18 protein-coding genes are annotated in these 19,351 nt (G+C 58.1%); 13 read left to right on the top strand and 5 right to left on the bottom strand.

Going from position 1 to position 19,351, the window contains the following annotated elements; genetic code table 11:
• The first annotated feature begins 45 nt into the window (after positions 1 to 45).
• On the top strand, positions 46 to 585 hold the full coding sequence (locus JZI28_RS07960; protein WP_375699785.1) for a Hint domain-containing protein: 540 nt from the start codon (positions 46 to 48) through the stop codon (positions 583 to 585).
• On the opposite strand, the gene JZI28_RS07955 is transcribed toward JZI28_RS07960, so the two are convergent.
• Positions 582 to 2,237, bottom strand: a complete 1,656-nt coding sequence (locus tag JZI28_RS07955) for an NAD(P)H-hydrate dehydratase (protein ID WP_375699784.1) — start codon at positions 2,235 to 2,237, stop codon at positions 582 to 584. The two genes, JZI28_RS07960 and JZI28_RS07955, sit on opposite strands and share 4 nt — an antisense overlap.
• A 185-nt stretch (positions 2,238 to 2,422) precedes the next feature.
• Between JZI28_RS07955 and JZI28_RS07950 the strand changes: the two genes are divergently transcribed.
• From JZI28_RS07950 to JZI28_RS07930, 5 genes are all read left to right on the top strand, one after another.
• Positions 2,423 to 2,761, top strand: coding sequence for a P-II family nitrogen regulator (locus JZI28_RS07950; RefSeq protein ID WP_009808533.1), 339 nt, complete (start codon positions 2,423 to 2,425; stop codon positions 2,759 to 2,761).
• Between the two features lie 39 nt (positions 2,762 to 2,800).
• Entirely contained in the window at positions 2,801 to 4,207 is a 1,407-nt protein-coding gene (gene glnA / locus JZI28_RS07945) for a type I glutamate--ammonia ligase (protein ID WP_295452624.1), read from the top strand.
• A gap of 710 nt (positions 4,208 to 4,917) precedes the next feature.
• Positions 4,918 to 6,195 carry an Hsp70 family protein gene (locus JZI28_RS07940; protein ID WP_375699783.1) on the top strand — a complete coding sequence of 426 codons (1,278 nt, stop codon included), beginning with the start codon at positions 4,918 to 4,920 and terminating at the stop codon, positions 6,193 to 6,195.
• 139 nt (positions 6,196 to 6,334) lie between these two features.
• Positions 6,335 to 7,141: a lytic transglycosylase domain-containing protein gene (locus tag JZI28_RS07935; RefSeq protein WP_375699782.1), complete on the top strand. Its 807-nt coding sequence runs from the start codon at positions 6,335 to 6,337 to the stop codon at positions 7,139 to 7,141.
• 395 nt (positions 7,142 to 7,536) lie between these two features.
• A complete protein-coding gene (locus tag JZI28_RS07930; RefSeq protein ID WP_375699781.1) occupies positions 7,537 to 8,580 on the top strand; it encodes a hypothetical protein in 1,044 nt (347 codons plus the stop codon).
• Positions 8,581 to 8,724: 144 nt separating this feature from the next.
• Here the strand turns inward: JZI28_RS07930 and JZI28_RS07925 are convergent, their stop codons facing one another.
• The 3 genes from JZI28_RS07925 to JZI28_RS07915 all read right to left on the bottom strand — a co-directional run bounded on the left by JZI28_RS07925 (position 8,725) and on the right by JZI28_RS07915 (position 11,220).
• On the bottom strand, positions 8,725 to 9,480 hold the full coding sequence (locus JZI28_RS07925) for a DUF3445 domain-containing protein (protein WP_375699780.1): 756 nt from the start codon (positions 9,478 to 9,480) through the stop codon (positions 8,725 to 8,727).
• A gap of 94 nt (positions 9,481 to 9,574) precedes the next feature.
• Positions 9,575 to 10,567, bottom strand: a complete 993-nt coding sequence (locus JZI28_RS07920) for a nickel/cobalt transporter (protein ID WP_375699779.1) — start codon at positions 10,565 to 10,567, stop codon at positions 9,575 to 9,577.
• Complete coding sequence (locus JZI28_RS07915) at positions 10,552 to 11,220, bottom strand: DUF1007 family protein (protein ID WP_375699778.1); 669 nt, start codon at positions 11,218 to 11,220, stop codon at positions 10,552 to 10,554. Before JZI28_RS07915 ends, JZI28_RS07920 begins: the two co-directional genes overlap by 16 nt.
• A gap of 247 nt (positions 11,221 to 11,467) precedes the next feature.
• Here JZI28_RS07915 and JZI28_RS07910 point away from each other — a divergent pair, with 247 nt between their 5' ends.
• From JZI28_RS07910 to JZI28_RS07880, 7 genes are all read left to right on the top strand, one after another.
• Positions 11,468 to 12,697, top strand: coding sequence for an alpha/beta fold hydrolase (locus JZI28_RS07910; protein WP_375699777.1), 1,230 nt, complete (start codon positions 11,468 to 11,470; stop codon positions 12,695 to 12,697).
• A 169-nt stretch (positions 12,698 to 12,866) separates the two neighbouring features.
• On the top strand, positions 12,867 to 13,124 hold the full coding sequence (locus tag JZI28_RS07905) for a DUF6455 family protein (protein WP_297341014.1): 258 nt from the start codon (positions 12,867 to 12,869) through the stop codon (positions 13,122 to 13,124).
• Between the two features lie 209 nt (positions 13,125 to 13,333).
• On the top strand, positions 13,334 to 14,638 hold the full coding sequence (gene purB / locus JZI28_RS07900; RefSeq protein ID WP_295452646.1) for an adenylosuccinate lyase: 1,305 nt from the start codon (positions 13,334 to 13,336) through the stop codon (positions 14,636 to 14,638).
• Positions 14,639 to 14,818: 180 nt separating this feature from the next.
• On the top strand, positions 14,819 to 15,352 hold the full coding sequence (locus tag JZI28_RS07895; RefSeq protein WP_295452649.1) for a hypothetical protein: 534 nt from the start codon (positions 14,819 to 14,821) through the stop codon (positions 15,350 to 15,352).
• Between the two features lie 107 nt (positions 15,353 to 15,459).
• Positions 15,460 to 16,216, top strand: a protein-coding gene (locus tag JZI28_RS07890; protein WP_375698792.1) for an IS5 family transposase whose coding sequence is annotated in 2 segments (ribosomal slippage) — positions 15,460 to 15,788 and positions 15,787 to 16,216 — 759 coding nt in all. Because the reading frame shifts where the segments join, the coding sequence is not laid out codon by codon here.
• Positions 16,217 to 16,270: 54 nt separating this feature from the next.
• Positions 16,271 to 17,389: a flagellar motor switch protein FliG gene (locus JZI28_RS07885; protein WP_375699776.1), complete on the top strand. Its 1,119-nt coding sequence runs from the start codon at positions 16,271 to 16,273 to the stop codon at positions 17,387 to 17,389.
• Between the two features lie 151 nt (positions 17,390 to 17,540).
• A complete protein-coding gene (locus tag JZI28_RS07880) occupies positions 17,541 to 18,488 on the top strand; it encodes a lysophospholipid acyltransferase family protein (protein ID WP_375699775.1) in 948 nt (315 codons plus the stop codon).
• 69 nt (positions 18,489 to 18,557) lie between these two features.
• On the opposite strand, the gene JZI28_RS07875 is transcribed toward JZI28_RS07880, so the two are convergent.
• Complete coding sequence (locus JZI28_RS07875) at positions 18,558 to 19,301, bottom strand: DUF1223 domain-containing protein (RefSeq protein WP_375699774.1); 744 nt, start codon at positions 19,299 to 19,301, stop codon at positions 18,558 to 18,560.
• Positions 19,302 to 19,351: the final 50 nt, after the last annotated feature.

Here is a 19,351-nt window from a genome sequence, read left to right as displayed (position 1 = left end):
CTAGCCTGGTTTAAAAAAACTGAGGCAGAAAAAGAGTAGAATATCATGACATCGCAAGCCCTAGGGCCTGCGGGGGTAAAAATTGAATCTGCGCCCCTGCGCCCACGCCAATCCTCCCCTGATCAGACCTCATCTATCGGTTTTCTACCCGGAACCCAGTTGCTGACGCGGCAGGGCGACTGCAGGGCCGAGTCAATTCAGCCCGGCGACGACATCATCTCGCGCGATCTGGGGCTGGTACGCTGTTTGGCAGTAGAGCAGTTTCTCTGCACCAGCAACGCCATTTGGTTTGCCCCCGGCTCGCTTGGGGACAGCCGCCCGGACTGTGACCTAATCCTGCCTGCCGACCAGCAGGTATTGCTGCGCGACTGGCGGGCCAAAGCCATTTTTGGCTCTCCCCAGGCCTTGGCCCGGGCAGGCTCTCTGGTCGATGGGGAGTTCATCTGTGACCTCGGCCCGCATGAGATGACGCTGACCGTTCTGCGCTTTAGCCGCCCCAATGTCATCTATGCTGGCGGGTTGGAAGTTGCCACCGCCAAGGCCTCCCTCTGCGCCCAACCACAGTCCACCGGATCACTCAGTTAGCCGTCCCGTTCCAGCCGCCTCAACACGGCTGGAAGCTGCTCTGGCAAATCTTCAGAGATCAGGCCGGGCCCAAATTCTCGCGCGCATTCCACGTGCAACCAGGCTCCGGCCTCCGCTGCGGCCTTTGGCAACATGCCGCGCGCCAAAAGCCCGGTGATAAATCCAGCCAAAACATCCCCCGCCCCGGCAGTCGCCAGCCATGGCGCCGCCCTGTCATACTGCGCCGAATTCACCGAACAGCGCCCCGTGGGATCTGCGATCACCGTATCAGCCCCCTTGAACAAGACCACACACCCCGCGCGCGCCGCAGCCTCGCGGGTGGCATCCACCTTCGAATAGGCCGGGCCGGTTTGCGGCCTCTGCGCAAGTTTTGCCGCCAAATCCGGGAAGAGTTTTGCAAACTCACCCCCATGCGGTGTGAGCACGCATTGCTCATGCAGTAGATCAAACAACACCTGTGGGTTTCTCTCAAACCGGGTGAGCGCATCGGCATCCAGAACGGTGGCGCGCTGCGCTTTCAAAGCCGCAATCACTACCGCCTGGGTATCCATGCCGCGCCCCAACCCCGGCCCAAGACACAACGCATTGAGCCGCTTGTCTTCCAGCAGCTCACCCACCCCATGAGCGCCATCAATCTGATGCAGCATGATCGCTGTCAGCTGGGCTGCATTTTCAAACATCGCCGAACGCGGCGACCCCAGTGTCACCAGCCCAGCACCAACCCGCAACGCACCACGTGCCGCCAGCCGTGCAGCACCAGTTTTGCCATGCCCGCCCGACAGAACAAGGGCGTGACCATGGTTATATTTGTGCCCCCCTCGCTTCGTTTGGCCCAACACTCCGCCCCCCTCTACCAGGGTCACGCGCCCTTTGGCGGCGGTCTTTTTTATGCCAATATCTACAACACGTAGCCTGCCACAGTTATCAGAACCACCATGACTGCCAGAGTCCTGAGACATGTAATGGCCAATCTTGGCGGCGTGAAATGTCACCGTGAGATGGGTCGGAAAAGCCCCGAAATCCTTGCCGCTATCACTGCACATTCCGCTGGGAAAATCGATCGCCACAAAACGATCCCCGCCAGGATCACGCCCATCGCTGACAAATGGCAATGGCATAAATCCGCGCCACGTCTCAGCAGTATCATCCGGCATAGGCCGCGTCAGTCCAGTCCCAAAAAGAGCGTCTACAACCAGAAAACGGCTTTCGTCATCCCCCTCGTATAAATCCCTTATTTCCCTGTCATTCCAGGCCCTTACCTCACCCACCGCGGCCCATCTGCGATAGTGTCCTGCAGCATCCGGCGGCAGATCGATCGGGTTTCCATAAAGAAAAACATCCACTTGCCAGCCCCGCGCCTGCAACAATCGCGCCACGACAAAGCCATCACCACCATTGTTTCCAGGCCCACAAAGCACCAGGGCTTTCATCTTGCCCAAAATACCTCGGGGGGGATCCCCAGGATCGGGGGCAGCGCCCCCTTCTGGGCCGCCCTCTTGCCCAACCCTTTCCAGCTCCGGCCACTCCTCAAAGATGGCCGCGAACACGCCGGCGCCAGCGCGCTCCATCAGGTCCAGCCCGGTAACCTCCCCCGACTCGATGGCCTCATGTTCAATGGCGCGCATCTGGGCCGCAGTTAGCAGTTCCATCATCCAGGGCCTCCTTCTCCCAAAGATCTGACGATTCACTTCTGCACATTTTTTGTGCGGACGGCCTATCTTTTAATCATTCGCCTTCAAATCGACCAGCGCGCTCCCCCTGAGACAGCACAGCGCATTGTCGTCACTGATAAGAAATGATCTGAGAAGTTTCGACAAGGTTGTGAGGAGCCCAAGGCATGAAAAAGATCGAAGCCATCATCAAGCCGTTCAAACTGGACGAGGTGAAGGAAGCGCTACAGGATGTAGGCGTGCAGGGCCTCTCCGTCATCGAAGTCAAAGGTTTTGGCCGCCAAAAAGGCCATACCGAACTGTACCGCGGTGCAGAATATGTTGTCGACTTCCTGCCCAAGGTGAAAATCGAGGTAGTGCTAGAGGCCGATCAGGTCGATGCTGCCATTGAAGCCATCATTGATGCTGCCAAAACCGACAAGATTGGCGACGGTAAGATTTTTGTCTCTCCCGTCGAGCAAGCGATCCGTATCCGTACCGGCGAGTCCGGCACGGACGCGCTGTAAACAGAATTACCTGACATTAAAATCAGAAGGACCAAGGGAATGAGCACAGACGCAGTTCTCCAGATGATCAAAGACGAAGATGCCGCCTATGTCGACATCCGCTTTACAGATGTGCGCGGCAAGCTGCAGCACGTCACCGTGGACGTGGACCTGGTTGACGAAGACTTCCTCGAAGAAGGCTTCATGTTCGACGGCTCCTCGATCGCCGGCTGGAAATCGATCGAAAACTCCGACATGAAACTGATGGCAGACACCACCTCCGCCTATGTAGATCCGTTCTACGCCGAAAAAACCATCTGCATCCATTGTTCCATCGTTGAGCCCGACACCGGCGAAGCCTATGAGCGTGACCCACGCGGCACGGCCCAGAAAGCTGAAGCCTACCTCAAGTCTTCCGGCATTGGTGACGTGGCCTACATGGGTCCTGAAGCAGAATTCTTCCTGTTCGACGACGTGCGTTACTCCAACTCGATCAACAAGGTTTCTTACGAGGTCGACGCAACAGACGCCTCCTGGAACACCGACACCGAATACGAAATGGGCAACATGGGCCACCGCCCTGGCCTCAAAGGTGGTTACTTCCCAGTGAACCCCACCGACGAGTCTCAGGACCTGCGCTCCGAAATGCTGTCGACTATGAAGCGTCTGGGCATGAAAGTGGACAAGCACCACCACGAGGTTGCCTCCTGTCAGCACGAACTGGGCCTGATCTTTGACAGCCTGACCAAACAGGCCGACGAGCTGCAGAAATACAAATACGTGATCCACAACGTGGCCCACGCCTACGGCAAATCCGCCACCTTCATGCCCAAGCCGATCTACGGCGACAACGGCACCGGCATGCACGTGAACATGTCGATCTGGAAAGACGGCAAGCCGCTCTTTGCTGGCGACAAATACGCGGATCTCTCGGATGAAGCCCTGTATTTCATCGGTGGTATCCTCAAGCACGCCAAGACCCTGAACGCCTTCACCAACCCAGCGACCAACAGCTACAAGCGTCTGATCCCTGGCTTTGAAGCCCCCGTTCTGCGTGCCTACTCCGCCCGTAACCGCTCCGGTTGTGTGCGTATCCCATGGACTGAATCCCCCAAAGCCAAGCGCGTTGAAGCCCGTTTCCCTGATCCGGCCGCCAACCCCTACCTGTGCTTTGCAGCTCTGCTGATGGCTGGTCTTGACGGCATCAAGAACAAGATCGACCCCGGTGAGGCCATGGACAAAAACCTCTATGACCTGCCCGCAGAAGAGCTGGCCGATATCCCAACCGTCTGTGGCTCCCTGCGCGAAGCGCTGGAAGCTCTGGAAGCCGATCACGACTTCCTGACACAGGGCGACGTCTTCACCAAAGATCAGATCGAAGGCTATATCGCTCTGAAAATGGAAGAAGTTCAGACCTATGAGCACACGCCACACCCTGTTGAGTATGGCATGTACTACAGCTGCTAATCCCTATGGGTTAGACAGAATTCGAAAGGGCGCCCCATCTGGGCGCCCTTTTTCTGTGTCCGCTTTGGTTCGCCCAGCACGGACAGGCCGCAGGACGCACAGCCTGACGCGGACTAAGCTGCATCAATCCACAAATGGGGTCGATCCATCCCAACCAGCACTGTTGCCAACGGTTGTGACCACTGGCGCTGTTGAGACTGGCAGGGCTTGTGCTGTCGGCCTGCTGAGAAGCTGGTTTTGCGGCCCTCTTGCCGCACTCAGTCCCTCTGCCCCTGAGGCACAACGCCCTGAAAAAATCGTGTACTCTGGCGCCGAGGGCAACACAGAGACCCGGAAATCCGCAATAGGGCCATTGCCACAGGCGTGGCCAGAAATCTGGGTTTTAATTTCTTGTGGCGTCCAATCCGCGCCAGCGCTGCCGCTGAAGCGGCCATTGCCATCATCGTCGAACGAAATCTGGTTACTGGCAGGCACACCGCCACAGGCCGCAAGCAACGCGCAGCAAGCGATAGGCAATAAGAGTTTCGCAGATTTTGTGATCATGGGGTTTTTCTCCTTTTTCCGGGGCACCTTACCCAATCGCACCCCTATGACAAGAGCTTGAACCGCCCTCCTCAACCACGCTAGATCCATTTCACCGCCTTCCTCTTGAAGCCATATGTTGGCTCCTATAGATAGGCGCGTTCCATCGCCCAAAAGGAGCCCCTACCATGACCGCCACTGCTACCTGCCCCAACACCCTGGGCATCGATTTTGGCACCTCGAACTCCGCGGCGGGGATTGCGGTTGGCGACCGTCCCTGGCTGGTGGAAATGGAACCCGGTGAAACCACCCTGCCCACGGCAGTGTTTTTTGAACCCAAACGCCCCATGCGCATTGGACGCTCAGCCACCCGCGCGCTGATTAATGGCGACGAGGGCCGGTTCATGCGGGCGCTCAAAAGCCTGCTGGGCACGCCCCTGTTGCGCGAAGAACGGCGGATCAACGGCGAGGTTACAGATTTCATCCAGATCATCGCGCGCTTCCTGGCCGAGGTGAAATCCCGCGCCGAGGCCGCGACGCACCAGACATTCACCCACGCGCTGTCGGGGCGCCCGGTGCATTTTCACAGCAATGATCCTGCCCGCGATGCCCAGGCCGAAGTCGACCTGCGCGACTGTTATTTGGCAGCGGGTTTTGAGGACGTGCGCTTTCTCTATGAGCCTGAGGCCGCTGTGCGCTCTGCAAGGCCCTCGGCGGGGCTGGGGCTGATTGTCGATATCGGCGGTGGCACCTCGGATTTCACCCTGTTTGAGCAGGACGCCACCGGTGCAACCCGCATTCTGGGCTCGCACGGGGTGCGCCTGGGCGGCACCGATTTTGACCGCCAGATCAGCATAGACCACGTGATGCCGCTGTTGGGACGCGGCAGCCAGATCCGCAATGCCTTTGGCAAAGAGACCCTGCCCGCACCCAACCGGTTGTTCAACGATCTGGCCACCTGGCAGATGATCCCCTTTCTCTATGCTGCCGACAGCCGCCGTGCCGCGCGCGAGCTGGCAAAATATGCGGTAGAACCCCAAAAGCTGAACCGGCTGGTTTCCGTTCTGGAAGACGAACTGGGGCATGATCTGGCCTTTGCGGTGGAACGCGGCAAGATCCAGACCAATGGCGTAAGCGGGGCCAATGGGGAGAATGGCGCAGCCCCCCGGATTGACCTGCGCATTCTGGAACGCGGCCTGTCTGCACCGCTTTCACCAGACCTGATGCAGCAAAGCCTGGCCAAAATGATGACACAGATCGCAGAGAGCGCCGCTGAGACCCTAGAGGCCGCAGATGTGGCCCCGACCCGGATTGACCGGCTGGTGATGGTGGGTGGCTCTTCGCTGCTGTCTTCGCTTGAAACAGGGCTGCGCCAGCTCTGCCCCAATGCGACGGTGGAGAACCGCAATGCCATGACGGCGGTGGCCGATGGGTTGGCGCTATCAGCGGCCAGTGCCTTTACCTAACCTGTGCCTGTGCCTGTGCCTTTGCATAAAAGGCCCGCGTCAGAAATGAGACCCAGGTCGCAGTTTTCCCGTTAGACTTCGCCCGCCAGCCCGCTAGACTCTGATCACGATTGTTTTGCTTGTTTTCAGGATCAGTATTATGCGCCTCATCGCCTCTGCCGCCCTCGCCCTGACCCTTTGTGTCTCCAGTTTTGCATCGCCCGCCATGGCTGCGCCCTGCGGCAACAGCTCTGCCGGGTTTGACACCTGGAAAGCGGATTTTGCCAAACGCGCACGCCGTGCGGGGGTGAAATCAGCCGGGCTGCAGGCCCTGGCGCAGGCGCAATATGCCCGTCGTACCATTGCTGCAGACCGCAACCAAAAGAGCTTTCGCTATAGTCTGGAAAAGTTCATGCAGATCCGCGGCTCGGCCACCATTGTGGCCCAGGGCCGCAAACGCCTGGCGCGCCATGGAGATTTCTACGCCGCCCTGGAACGCAAATACGGCGTTCCGGCAGGGGTGTTGATTGCCATCCATGGCATGGAAACCGCCTTTGGCAACTATATGGGGGATAGTCAGATTGTCTCGGCCATTGTCACCCTGACCTATGATTGCCGCCGCTCTGAGTTCTTTGAACCCCATGCCTTGGGCGCGTTGAAACTGGTGGACCAGGGCGCCATCACCTCGGCCACCCTGGGGGCAAAACACGGTGAGCTGGGGCATACCCAGTTTTTGCCCGGCAATGCGCTGAAATACGGTATCGACTGGGACCGCGACGGGCGGGTCAATTTCTATGACTTGGAGGACGCCCTCGCCTCAACCGCGCGCTATTTGCAAAAACGCGGCTGGAAACGCGGTAAGGGCTACCAGCAGGGCCAGCCCAATTTCCGGGTGCTGAAAGAGTGGAACGCCGCCACAGTCTACCAGCAATCACTTGCCATCATGGGGCGTCAGATCGACAACTAGCAGATCGACGGCGCGCCGGAGGCCTTTGGCTGCAGATAAAGCCTGGGGGGATTTAAGGCGCGCATAGATAGGGCGTTCACTGTTGCGACTGAGCCTCCAGCCACCGTCAAGAATGGCCCTATTACTTTTCCGCCTGGAACAATCCCACCGTTTGGTGCGGATTGTAGGCTATGCGGCATCAAAGTGGCCATTCCGCGCCCACTTGTTGCCCCATTCCAGCAAAAATTAAGTCAACCACAACCTTTAATTACTTGTTAAAAAACAAAAATTTAACCTCGCACAACAGCGAAGTGAAATCTGAATTTTTCTTCATCTATTGTCTCTCTCCGCCTCACTTTTGAGCCAGATCCCTGCGTATTGTTGCTACAGAGCACCCCGAATGGAGGACCCTGACGGTGGCACAGGTTAAGCAATACAAAGGCAAGCTGGGGTTTGAACACCGCAGCGAAGAGAAACTGACACTCGCACTGACAGAGCTGCTGGATACGCTGGAAGAATTTGGCCATCCGGCACTACAGATCAATGCCCGCGATCCCCACAGGATTGGCTTGGACGCTGACCACTACCAGATCAGCCTGCGCCTGCGCCGTATCCCATTGCGGCTTGGTGTGCGCACCCCGCCCGGCGTTCCTGCGCCGACGGCCTATATCGAGCTGGCAATGGCTCCCTGTTTCCCTGATGCATGTGATCAGGAGGTCTCGGAAATTCTGCTCGCCATGATCTTGAAGCGGTTGACAGAAGCGTTGAATCCTCTGTTGATTTTCTGGCAAGAAACCAACAAAGCACTGACACCAAATCAATTCCTCGGAGCCTTCGCCCCGATGGAAGCGCCTGTCACAAAAGAGATGTTTGCCTCCGCGGCCATGGTTGACATCGATGCAAAGGCTGCAGTTTTGGCGGCGGATACACTGCTGGAGCAGGTTGTGGCCGATGCAGCCACCGCCCAAAAGACAGCAGCCTCAGCATCCCGCACGACCCAGCCTGTGGTGACAACAGCGCCAGCCAAGCCCACCCCAGGGCCAATCCTGTCTGCCGCCACATCGCGCCTGTTGATGGCGGATCGAGCCCGTGCGGAAGCCGAGGCCGAGCGCGCCCGTGGTCAAGCCCGGTTTGGCTCTGCCGATGCGGCAACTCCAGTTCTGGAACAACAGTGCGACGCACTTCAAGACCCGCCCCGGCGCATCAAACCGCGCGCAAAGACATGGCGCAAACTGCCTGTCTCAGAAGCGCCCTATGCCTCCTACCGGACGGTGTTTGGCAAAAGCCGCCTCAACTGGATTATTGCCCTGCCCCGTTGGGTTCTTTCAATGACAGGAAATGCCATTCGCAGTGTCGACCTGGTGCTTTCTGTACGCGCATTGTTGACAGGGATGGCGATCCTGTTCTTGCACGGCTCTGGCATGGTACAGGCCGCAGCACGGGTATTACTGCCACACTAAGACCGCCCCCTTTTCCTGCCAAGGCAAAGCATTAGACAGGGGCAAGAAATTGATGACGGGGCCGGGCAATAAACATGGCTGGCCCCGTCGTTTTGGCCCCCAAGCCTGCGCCTCATCTGTCGTTCCCAGCCATTTCAGCCGTGTCTACCGGGTTGCGCCCTCTGCGCCCCATTCAGCCATGACCTCATCGCGATGCACCATATAGGTATGGATTGAAAACACCACGGAACGGCATTTGGGCAGGCGTAGAATGACCTGCTGCTCGCTGCGCAGATAGGGCGCGTCCTGGCCATGACTTTGGTCTCGGGGGGCATGTACTGAACGCGGGGCGTGCAGCTCTGCCGAGTGATACCAGAGCGCATTAAACCGCCACAGAGGCCGCCCCACCTGCACCCCGTCAAACAGACGCTGAACCCGTGATGCCATTTTGCTATCGTAGCTGTCGACGGTATCATGGATCCCGATCAGGGGCCGCATGAACTTTTCGCCCAGCGTCCAACTGGCGGGAAAACACAGAACCGCACCGGTCAAAATATGCTCTGGGCTGCCGTCGGGGCGTTCAAGAATACAGAAATCTTCCTGACAGATCTGCCCCAGCGTCGCCAATGGCTGCTGCCAGTCAAGCGTGACGCTCACGCCATCCGGGCGGATCACATGATCCCGTGCACCGCCATAGCGATGATGAAGCACCAGGTCCAACAGCTCCTGCGCCGCGCTCTGCGCATCGGGATGCATCATCAGCACCTTGTCGCGGCGATTGGACAACAGCTCAGCCCGATAGGCCAGCTGCTCGGAAAAAGCCTCGTCCGGGCGCAGCCAGTCAGCAAGATCCATTGGTTTGATCCCCGGCAGCGGCACCTCTTCAAGCGGGTTATAGGGAAGGGATTTTTGCAGTATCATTCCAGGCCTTTAGATAAGTTATTCGGGGCTATCAAATTGCAGGCCCAGGATTGCAGATCAAAACAACGCGCTGCCCCCAGGGGGTTCAGCCACTTTAGGCGAGACTGCGGAACAAAAGCCCAGAGGCGACCAGCACAACCAGAAAGCCGGCGCCAATTTCCAGAATGGGCACCATCTGCGCCGCGCGGCCGGACCGGGCAAAAATAGCCAGGGCCCCACCGCGCAGGCCAAGCGCGGCAAGCCCCACCGTGATCGTCACCAAAGCAGTGCCAAGCGCCATTGCAAAGGCCCCAGCGATGCCAGCCAAGGCAATCCCCATCTGCCAAGTGATGACCAGAACAAAAAGCGCACCAGTACAGGGCCTTACAGCAATGCCTGCAATCAGAACCATGGCTTCGCGCCAGGTCTGCAATCCGCTGACCTCTTCCAGACTGGGGCCATGGCGGTGACCACAATCGCTACAGACCTCGGATGTACCATGGTCGTGATTGTGGTCGTGACTGTGGCTGTGCGAATGACCATGACCTGACGTTGGTTCGGTCGAACCGCCCAGATCATGCCCCCCCTGAGAGCCAACGCCGGTGGCGCGCCAGAGCTTGCGCGCGCCCCCCAGAAGCAACCATAGGCCAATCGCAGCAATGGCCCCATAGCTAAGAGGCGCCATCGTCTTTTCCGCCACTCCAATCAGGCTGTCGCGGCCCAGCTGCAACAGGGAAATGGCTCCATAGACCAAGACAATCGCCGTAACGGCCTGGCCCAGGCTGGACAACAGCGCCACACCGCCCAGACGCAGCCAGGGCGTCTTGCGTGCCAATCCATAGCCGCCAACCAGAATTTTTCCGTGGCCCGGCCCGATGGCGTGAAAAAAACCATAGGCAAAACACACCAGCATCAGGGCCATAATCGCGCCGGGCTCCCCTGCCCGCAGCGCCCGTAAAGATCCGGCGATGCGGTTTTGAAAGTCGCGTTGATGCGCCGCAGCCCAGTCCCCCAAGGGCGCCAGGCTTCCCCGGGCCAGCCACCAGATACACAGACACAGAGCAAGACAGGCGAGGCCCAGAGCCAGGGCTTTTAGGATGCGGGGCATGTGACCAGGATCTCCGTAGCAAACTCACCGCCCATCAGCGGAATGTCATTCTCTTCCAGATCGGCATCGGCATTCAACCGCAGCAGCTGGGCTTTCATCAAAGCCAACCCGCCAGCGATATCCGGCTCGATCCGCTCCAGCAAGCACAGCCCCTGCAGGTGATCGGACACCGTCACTGGCAGCTTGATCTCATAGGCGGTGTAATAGGATGGATCAAAAGCCTTGATCGAAAACGGCCCATCTTGCATCGGCACGGGAGGCTCGATTTTCCGCACATGGGTGCTGACGATCCGCCCCTCAATCAGGTCGGTGCCGGCTTGCATCGGGCCTGACAGATCCAAGAGCTGCCCCCCAGCGCGAATTTCCAGATCTCCGTTAAAGCCTTCATCCCAGTTGGTATCGAACCCAATCAGACGCTGACGTTCATCCGGGGTAAGCTGACCGTCTCCATCCTTGTCTAGAAACAGATCCTCGGTGATCAAAAGAGAATAGAATTCATCATATTGCCAGGTGACCTTGATCTCGACCAATTGGTTGTCTTCATCAAAGCCCAGGGTGAACCCAGTATCCACAAAGATATGAGGATGCGCCGCAACCAGGGCCGGAGATACCAGACCGCAGATCACCGCAGGAAGGAGGAGCAAGTGTTTCATGCCCCGGACCTTATGAGCAGACACTCTGCTGTGCAATTGCTTCACCGCCGCTAGATGCGCGCAATCGGCAGCTTCATGCTGAACCGCGCAGACTGCGCTAAACCGCTTTCCCAGGATGCGTGCGCCAGACATGTGCCGCTTTGGCGGTCTCTTTGCATCACCTTCCCGTGACGTTTCCCCCGGTGGCCTTGCCCTGTACTCCCTCGCTGCGCACATTAAGACACCCCTAGCAATAAGGCCTTTCCTCATGGCAACCGAACGCATCACCTTTCCCGGCCACTCCGGTGTGCCCCTCTCCGCGCGGCTAGATTTGCCGTCTGGCCCCGTGCTGGCAACTGCACTATTTGCGCATTGTTTCACCTGCTCCAAGGACATTCCCGCCGCGCGACGTATTGCCGGGCGGCTGGCCTCCATGGGGATTGCCGTGCTGCGCTTTGATTTCACCGGGCTTGGTCATTCTGAAGGGGAGTTTGCCAATACCACCTTCAGCTCGAATGTGGCTGATCTCATCGCAGCCGCGCAGTACCTGGACGGACGCGACATGGCGCCATCCCTGTTGATCGGCCATTCACTGGGCGGTGCGGCCGTTCTGCGCGCCCGGGCGGGTATCGACACCATCAAGGGCGTCGTGACCCTGGGAGCGCCCTTTGATCCGGGCCATGTCTCCCATCACTTTGACGCCGCCATGCCCGAGATCAAGGCCAAGGGTCAGGCCGAAGTCTGCCTGGGCGGGCGCCCCTTTGTCATTGGTCGTGATTTTGTCGAGGATATCCAGGCCGAGGTTCTGACCCCCACCATCCAAGAGTTGAATGCTGCCCTCTTGGTGATGCATGCACCGCTGGATGACACCGTAAGCGTGGACAATGCGGCAGAGATATTTACCGCCGCCAAACATCCCAAAAGCTTTGTCACCCTGGATGAGGCCGACCATCTGATCAGCAAGGCGCGAGACGCAGAATATGCCGCCGAGGTCATCGCAGCCTGGGCCGGGCGCTATATTGATCTGACCCCGCCTGCACCGCCCCCCGGCGCCCCCGAGGGCGTCTTGCGCATCACCGAGGCGGATCCCACAGGTTTTTTGCAGGACATCCAATCCGGTCCGCATCATCATGCCTATGCGGATGAGCCCCAGGCCTATGGCGGCACCAATCGTGGCATGTCGCCCTATGGCTTTGTCTCGGCGGGCCTGGGGGCCTGCACCTCGATGACCATTCGCATGTATGCTCGCCGCAAAGGTTGGCCGCTCGACAGCGTCAGCGTTGATATCTCCCATGACAAGGTCCATGCGCAGGATGTTCTGCCGTCGGGGCCAGCCAAGATTGACCAGTTTATCCGCACCATTCGCATTTGCGGCCCCCTGAGCCAAGACCAGCGCGACAAGCTGCTGGAGATTGCCGACAAATGCCCGGTACATCGCACCCTGGAACACAGCTCCAAAGTTCTGACGACACTGGAGGAAGAGCATTCAATGATGTGAGCCCTGCACTCTCTTCCCTGCCCCTTGGTTGGGAGCTTGCGGCCCGTGTAGGGATGCGATCAAGCTGGCTCAAAAAAAATGATATTGATACATATCAAAGTCAGCCTGCGCATTTCCTGCCATCTTGCCCGCAAGACACTGGGCATCAGGCCACACTGAGGAGACGCGCATGGGACTTTTTTCGAAACTCGGGCAAAGCACCGACTTGGTTGAGGGCATGGCTGATCGCCTTGGGGTTGATTTCGCCACCAGCATCGCCAAAGATCCAGAGGCCGAGGCGCGTAAATTCAGACGTGCGGTTATGGCATGCAGCCATTGTGACAATCAGGCGGGCTGTGCAGATTTGCAGGCTGCAAACAGCCAGCTGGACGAAGCCCCCAGCTATTGCCGCAACCACGACATGCTGGCGCATCGGCCTGAGGCCTGACCCAGATCCACAACACATTAGGTTTTATTCAGCGGCGCCTTGCAACAGGCGCCGCTTTTTTGTCCACCGCCCCCAGTCCAATCAACACGGTATAGCGGCCTACATCCTGCGACATTTTTCATATCCACCTGCCCGGACTTGCTCAATTGGCGCGCCTCCCTTATGACCCGCCCTATCAACTGGACAATCCCATAAAGGTGCTTTCGCCAATGATCCCTCGTTATTCCCGCCCCGAAATGGTCGCCATTTGGTCGCCCGAGACCAAGTTCAAGATCTGGTACGAGATCGAGGCCCATGCCTGCGAAGCCATGGCCAATATCGGCGTCATTCCCCGCGAAAACGCTGATGCTGTCTGGAAAGCCAAGGACGTCGAATTCGACGTCGCCCGCATTGATGAGATCGAAGCCGTCACCAAACATGACGTCATCGCCTTTCTGACCCATCTGGCCGAACATGTCGGATCAGAAGAGGCCCGTTTTGTCCACCAGGGCATGACCTCTTCCGACGTGCTGGATACCTGTCTCAACGTACAGCTTGTGCGCTCGGCCGATATTCTGATCAAAGACATGGAAGCCCTGCTGGCGGCGCTGAAAAAGCGCGCGCTGGAGCACAAAGACACCGTGCGTGTTGGCCGCTCCCACGGGATCCACGCCGAGCCCACAACCATGGGCCTGACATTCGCGCGTTTCTACGCTGAGATGGACCGCAACATGGCGCGTCTCAAACTGGCGCGGGAAGAAATTGCCACCGGCGCAATCTCTGGCGCGGTCGGCACATTTGCCAATATCGACCCTGCGATTGAGGAACATGTCTGCGCCGAGCTGGGCCTGAGCCCCGAGCCGATCTCCACCCAGGTGATTCCACGCGACCGCCACGCCATGTTCTTTGCAACGCTTGGCGTGATTGCCTCCTCTATTGAAAACGTCGCCACCGAAATCCGTCACATGCAGCGTACCGAAGTGCTGGAAGGTGCGGAATTCTTCTCGATGGGCCAGAAAGGCTCTTCGGCGATGCCGCACAAGAAAAACCCGGTTCTGACCGAAAACCTCACTGGTCTTGCCCGTCTGGTGCGCTCGGCTGTGATCCCTGCGATGGAAAATGTTGCCCTGTGGCACGAGCGTGACATCTCGCACTCTTCGGTTGAGCGCGCGATTGGCCCCGACTGCTGTGTCACCCTGGATTTTGCCTTGGCGCGTCTGACTGGCGTGATCGACAAAATGTTGGTCTTCCCTGACAACATGCTCGACAACATGAATAAATTCCCCGGCCTGGTGATGAGCCAGCGGGTCCTGTTGGCCCTGACACAGGCCGGTGTGTCGCGCGAAGACGCCTATTCCATGGTGCAGCGCAATGCCTTGAAGGTCTGGGAAGAACGGCTTGATTTCCGCGAGCTGCTGCTGGCCGATGCCGAGGTGGTCGCCGCGCTGGGCGCTGACGGAGTCGAAGAGAAATTCAACATGGACTACCACACCAAACATGTTGATACGATTTTCAAACGGGTCTTTGGCGCCTAATTGCCAAACGACACATCGCACAGGATCAGGCGCGTCTCCAATGGAGAGGCGCCTTTTTCATGGGCCATTTTTTGCTGCTTTTTCTCGCCGCGTGGGACCGGATGGCCCAAGGAGAGTTGTAAACAAGACAAGGTTCTGCGCTACTATGGTCCAGAACACCTTTTTGCCCGGAGTTGATTAATGCGTTTCCTCGTTCTTGCTGCCGCACTGACCCTACCGCTTCCTGCACTGTCCGCCGGGGGTGGTACCATGACCCCGCCGACGCCGAGCGAGACAACCAAGACCTGTAAAGGCAAACAGGTCTGGGACGAAGCAAAGGGGCGCTGTGTACCGCCCAAAGAATCTTCGCTGAACGAGGATGGCTTGTATGATGCCGTCCGCGAGCTGGCCTATGCCGGGCGCAACGAAGATGCTCAGGCGGTCCTCTCTGCGATGGCGGATCAGGCGGATGCGCGGGTGCTGACCTATTGGGGGTTCACCCACCGAAAGCTGGGCAATCGCGCCCTCTCGCAGGCCTATTACGACCAGGCAATCGCTGCCGACCCTGACAATCTGCTGGCCCGGTCCTACATGGGGCAAGGCTTTGTCGAGGAAGGTCAATTTGGTTTAGCCCTGGCGGAGTGGAAAGAAATTCGCGCCCGCGGCGGCGTTGGTACCTGGCCGGAAACCTCTTTGCGGCTGGCGCTGGAGACCGGTGCGACAACAAGCTACTGAGCTTCAGCTTTTCTTTACCGCTTATGGGATAGTTACTAGGGCCCGTGGACATTCAGGATTCCCAACCGGTCTGAATTCTGATTCAAGCTTCCAAAATGGAGGTTTGAATGAACGAAGAGCGGTTTGTGTTGACAGATGACGTCTGGCTTCGCCTCGCGCCGCACTTGCCTGGCAAGGAGGGCGATGCGGGTGTGACGGGCAAGGATAATCGTCTGTTTCTCGAAGCCGTGCTATGGCGTGTGCGGACAGGGTTGCCGTGGCGTGACCTGCCTGCTTATTTCGGCAACTGGAACAGCGTGTTCCGACGGTTTCGCAGATGGGCTGAGGGCGGCGTATTCGAGCGAATTTTCAAGGAAATCAGTGGGGATCCAGATTTCGAATACGCAATGATCGACGGCACGATTGTTCAGGCTCACCAGAAGGCGAGCGGCGCAAGGGGGGACTCAAAATCAAGCCATCGGGCGGTCGCGTGGCGGATTGACCACCAAGATCGTTGCTTTGGTCGACGCCCTAGGAAACCTGGCTGACTTCGTACTCCTGCCTGGTCAGGCTCACGACATGAAGGGCGTCGAACCGCTCATCGATGGCGTGGCCTTTGATGCTCTCTTGGCCGACAAGGCATTTGATGCCGATTGGCTGCTCACAGAACTCGATGCGCGCGGTGCCACCGCCATCATCCCACCGAAAGCGAACCGCAAGTTCCTGCGCGATTACGATAAACACGCCTACAAATGGCGGCACTTGATCGAGAATTTCTTCGCAAAGATCAAGGAATTCAGAGCCATAGCGACCCGGTACGAGAAAACAGCGTCCAGCTATGCTGCCAACTGGCATCTCGCAGCTGTCATCATCGCTTCAAGATGAATGTCCACGGGCCCTAGTGGACCGAAAAAGAATCTTTTTGGCTAGGGTGCTAGAATGCTGCAAGACGATATGTTGGCGCTACCGATGACCACCGACGGTGGTGGGATGGGCGATTTTTCTGCTCCGGCTCCGGCCGGGATGGGCGGAATGGGGGGCGGCTCTGTGTCTGCGCCAAAGCTCAGCGGGAAAGCCAAAGCTGCCATTGTTGTGCGCCTTTTGCTCAATGAAGGTGCGGATATTCCCATCGAAGACCTGCCTGATGAGTTGCAAATGGAATTGACTCAGCAGATGGGTAAGATGCGTCTTGTCGACCGCGAAACGCTCTATGCTGTTGCCGCTGAATTTGCTGAAATGTTGGATAATGTCGGCCTGACCTTTCCCAATGGCCTGGCCGGCGCCCTGACGGCCATGGATGGGCGGATCAGCCGTCAAACCGCCAGTCGGCTGCGCAAAGAGGCCGGCGTGCGCCAGTTTGGCGATCCTTGGGAGCGCCTCAAAGCCCTCCCCCCCGAAGATCTTGCCTCCCTCGCCGAAGCCGAAAGCATCGAAGTTGCAGCGGTTCTGTTGTCCAAACTTGACACCGCAAAGGCTGCCCAGATGTTGGTTCACTTGCCAGGAAATGTTGCACGCCAAATCACCTATGCCGTAAGCCACACCAGCAATGTCACCCCGGATACCGTTGATCGTATTGGGCTTTCTCTTGCCGGTCAGGTCGAGGCGCGGCCTGATCTAGCCTTTGCAACCACCCCCGGCCAACGGGTTGGTGCAATTCTTACCGAAGCCGCAGCTGCAAAGCGCGAAGAGGTTCTCATTGCGCTGGAGGAAGAAGACCAAGACTTTGCCACCGATGTGCGCAAATCCATCTTTACATATGGTCTGCTGGCACAGCGGATGCAGCCGCTAGACGTGCCCAAGCTGATGCGCGTGCTGGCTATTCCAGAGCTGGTCACCGCCATCGCCTTTGCCACCGACGAAGAAGATATCGCCACCAATGATTTCCTGCTCGACAATATGTCCAGCCGTATGGCCACCAATATTCGTGAAGAAGTGGCAGAGCGCGGCAAGGTCAAGCGCAGCGATGGCGAAGCCGCCTTTGGTCTGATCGTTTCGGCAATGCGCGACCTCGTTACCACCGGTGAGATTGAGCTGATCTCCGACGAGGACGAAGAGTAAACCCAGCCAATCGCAGCGGCCCATCGCTGCCACGCGCCCATCGGAGCGGCGTTGTGCCCCTTTGGGCATTGGCTATGGTCTTCGGTTGTGCCCTGTTTCACCAAAGGTTATGGTCCGTTTCTGATCCATATCCCTGCAGGCAATCCGCTCTATGCCCCTAGATCCTTCGCAACTGACGCAAAAACAACGCGTCTCGTATTTCGTCGAAAATATCGCTTTACGCGGGATCTTGGGATTGGCCGGGTTTGTGCCCTATCGCTGGCGCATTCCGCTGATTGGTAAACTGGTAAGCGCCCTGGGACCACTGGTTGGATTTGATCGCAGAATTCGTGACAATCTGGCCCTGACCTGCCCCGAACTGACCAAGCCCGAGGTTCATCGCCTGTGCCGTGAGGTCAACAATAATGCCGGCCGCACCATTGCCGAGCTCTACGCGGGGGCGCCATTTGTCGACCGCGCCAAGGCGGCGCCGATCAGCGGCGACGGACTGAAGGCCCTGGAAGAGGCCCGTGCCTCCGGGCGGCCTGTCATTCTGGTCACCGGCCATTTTGGCAATTACGACGCTGCCCGCGCCGGATTGATCTCACGGGGGTTTTCCATGGGCGCGCTTTATCGGCGCATGGCCAATCCCTTTTTCAACACCCACTATGTGCGCACCATCAGCCACATTGGCACCCCGATGTTCGAACAAGGCAGGCGCGGCATGGTGGAAATGGTGCGACACCTGAAAAAAGGTGGAATTATTGCAATTGTCGCCGATCTGCATGTGCATGACGGAGAGCTGATAGATTTCTTTGGCACACAGGCTGTCACCTCAACGGTCCCGGCTGAGTTGGCCTTGAAATACAATGCCGCCTTGATACCGGTCTACGGCGTTCGCCAGGAAAACGGCCTGGATTTTGAGATCATTCTGAACCCTGAAATCCCCGCTTCGGACCCTGTCACCATGACACGGGCCATATGCGTTGATCTGGAAAGCATGGTGCGCCGCCACATGGGACAATGGTTCTGGATTCATCGGCGCTGGAAGACACTTGGCTTTGCCCCTGTGCCCAAGAAACCGTCAAAAAGCGAAACCTCGGCCAAGCCGCAATCCTGACCATTCCCTTATTATTCAAGCGACTATAAATTCCTTTTAAACTAAAAACCGCCACATTCCTGTATGCGGTTACTCGACCTGAGCGGCAGCCAAAACTGGCCCAAAGAGGCCCTGCTGCACCAAAATGGCGGCGGGCTGCGCCCCGTCATAATCAACTGTATAGGCAGTAGTTTGTTGCCCGTCCCAGATCGCAACCTGCTGAAAGTCATTGACGATATTGGCATAGTCGATCTGACGACCTGCCAGTTCTCCCCGGGTAATATCCACGGTTTCCAGGGCTGTGTAGCGCACCAGCTGAATGGCAATCGGCCCCTGCGGCAAAGCTCCCTGTGGCGCCACTGTTACCGTGAGACGTCCCCCCTGGCGCTGCAGCGCAAGTGCCACAGGGCGTGGGCGCGCCTGATAGGCTGAAATGGCTTCAGCAAGCCCCATGACGTCGCTGCCAGAAATATCCTGCTGTCCCATGACGATCACTTGCGGCGTATAAATCATCCTGCGCCCGTTGACCTGCGCATAGCCCTTTTGCCTGTCGGTGTTGGACGGGCTGGCAAAGAAATCTTTCCAGCCGATGTAGTCCCAATAATCAACATGCAGCGCCAGTGCGATGACATCTGGTCGCTGTGCCAAATTTTTCAACACCGCATCTGCCGGCGGGCAGGACGAGCACCCCTGCGAGGTGAACAGCTCCACCACCACCGGCTGCGACGCCCTGTCGGCAGCCTGTTGCGCCAGGCCTCCCGTTGGCAAGGCAAGACACAGGACAGCTGACAGAGCCGCAGAGAGGGCTGTGACAAGGGGTGGTTTACGTCTCATAACGATTACTTTCTGCTACTGGCCTGTTTGATCTACTGCGCAAAGACAAG

The organism is Pseudophaeobacter sp. TrK17 (genome assembly GCF_042192375.1).
Taxonomy (GTDB): domain Bacteria; phylum Pseudomonadota; class Alphaproteobacteria; order Rhodobacterales; family Rhodobacteraceae; genus Pseudophaeobacter.
This window is presented reverse-complemented; position numbering and strand designations above follow the sequence as displayed.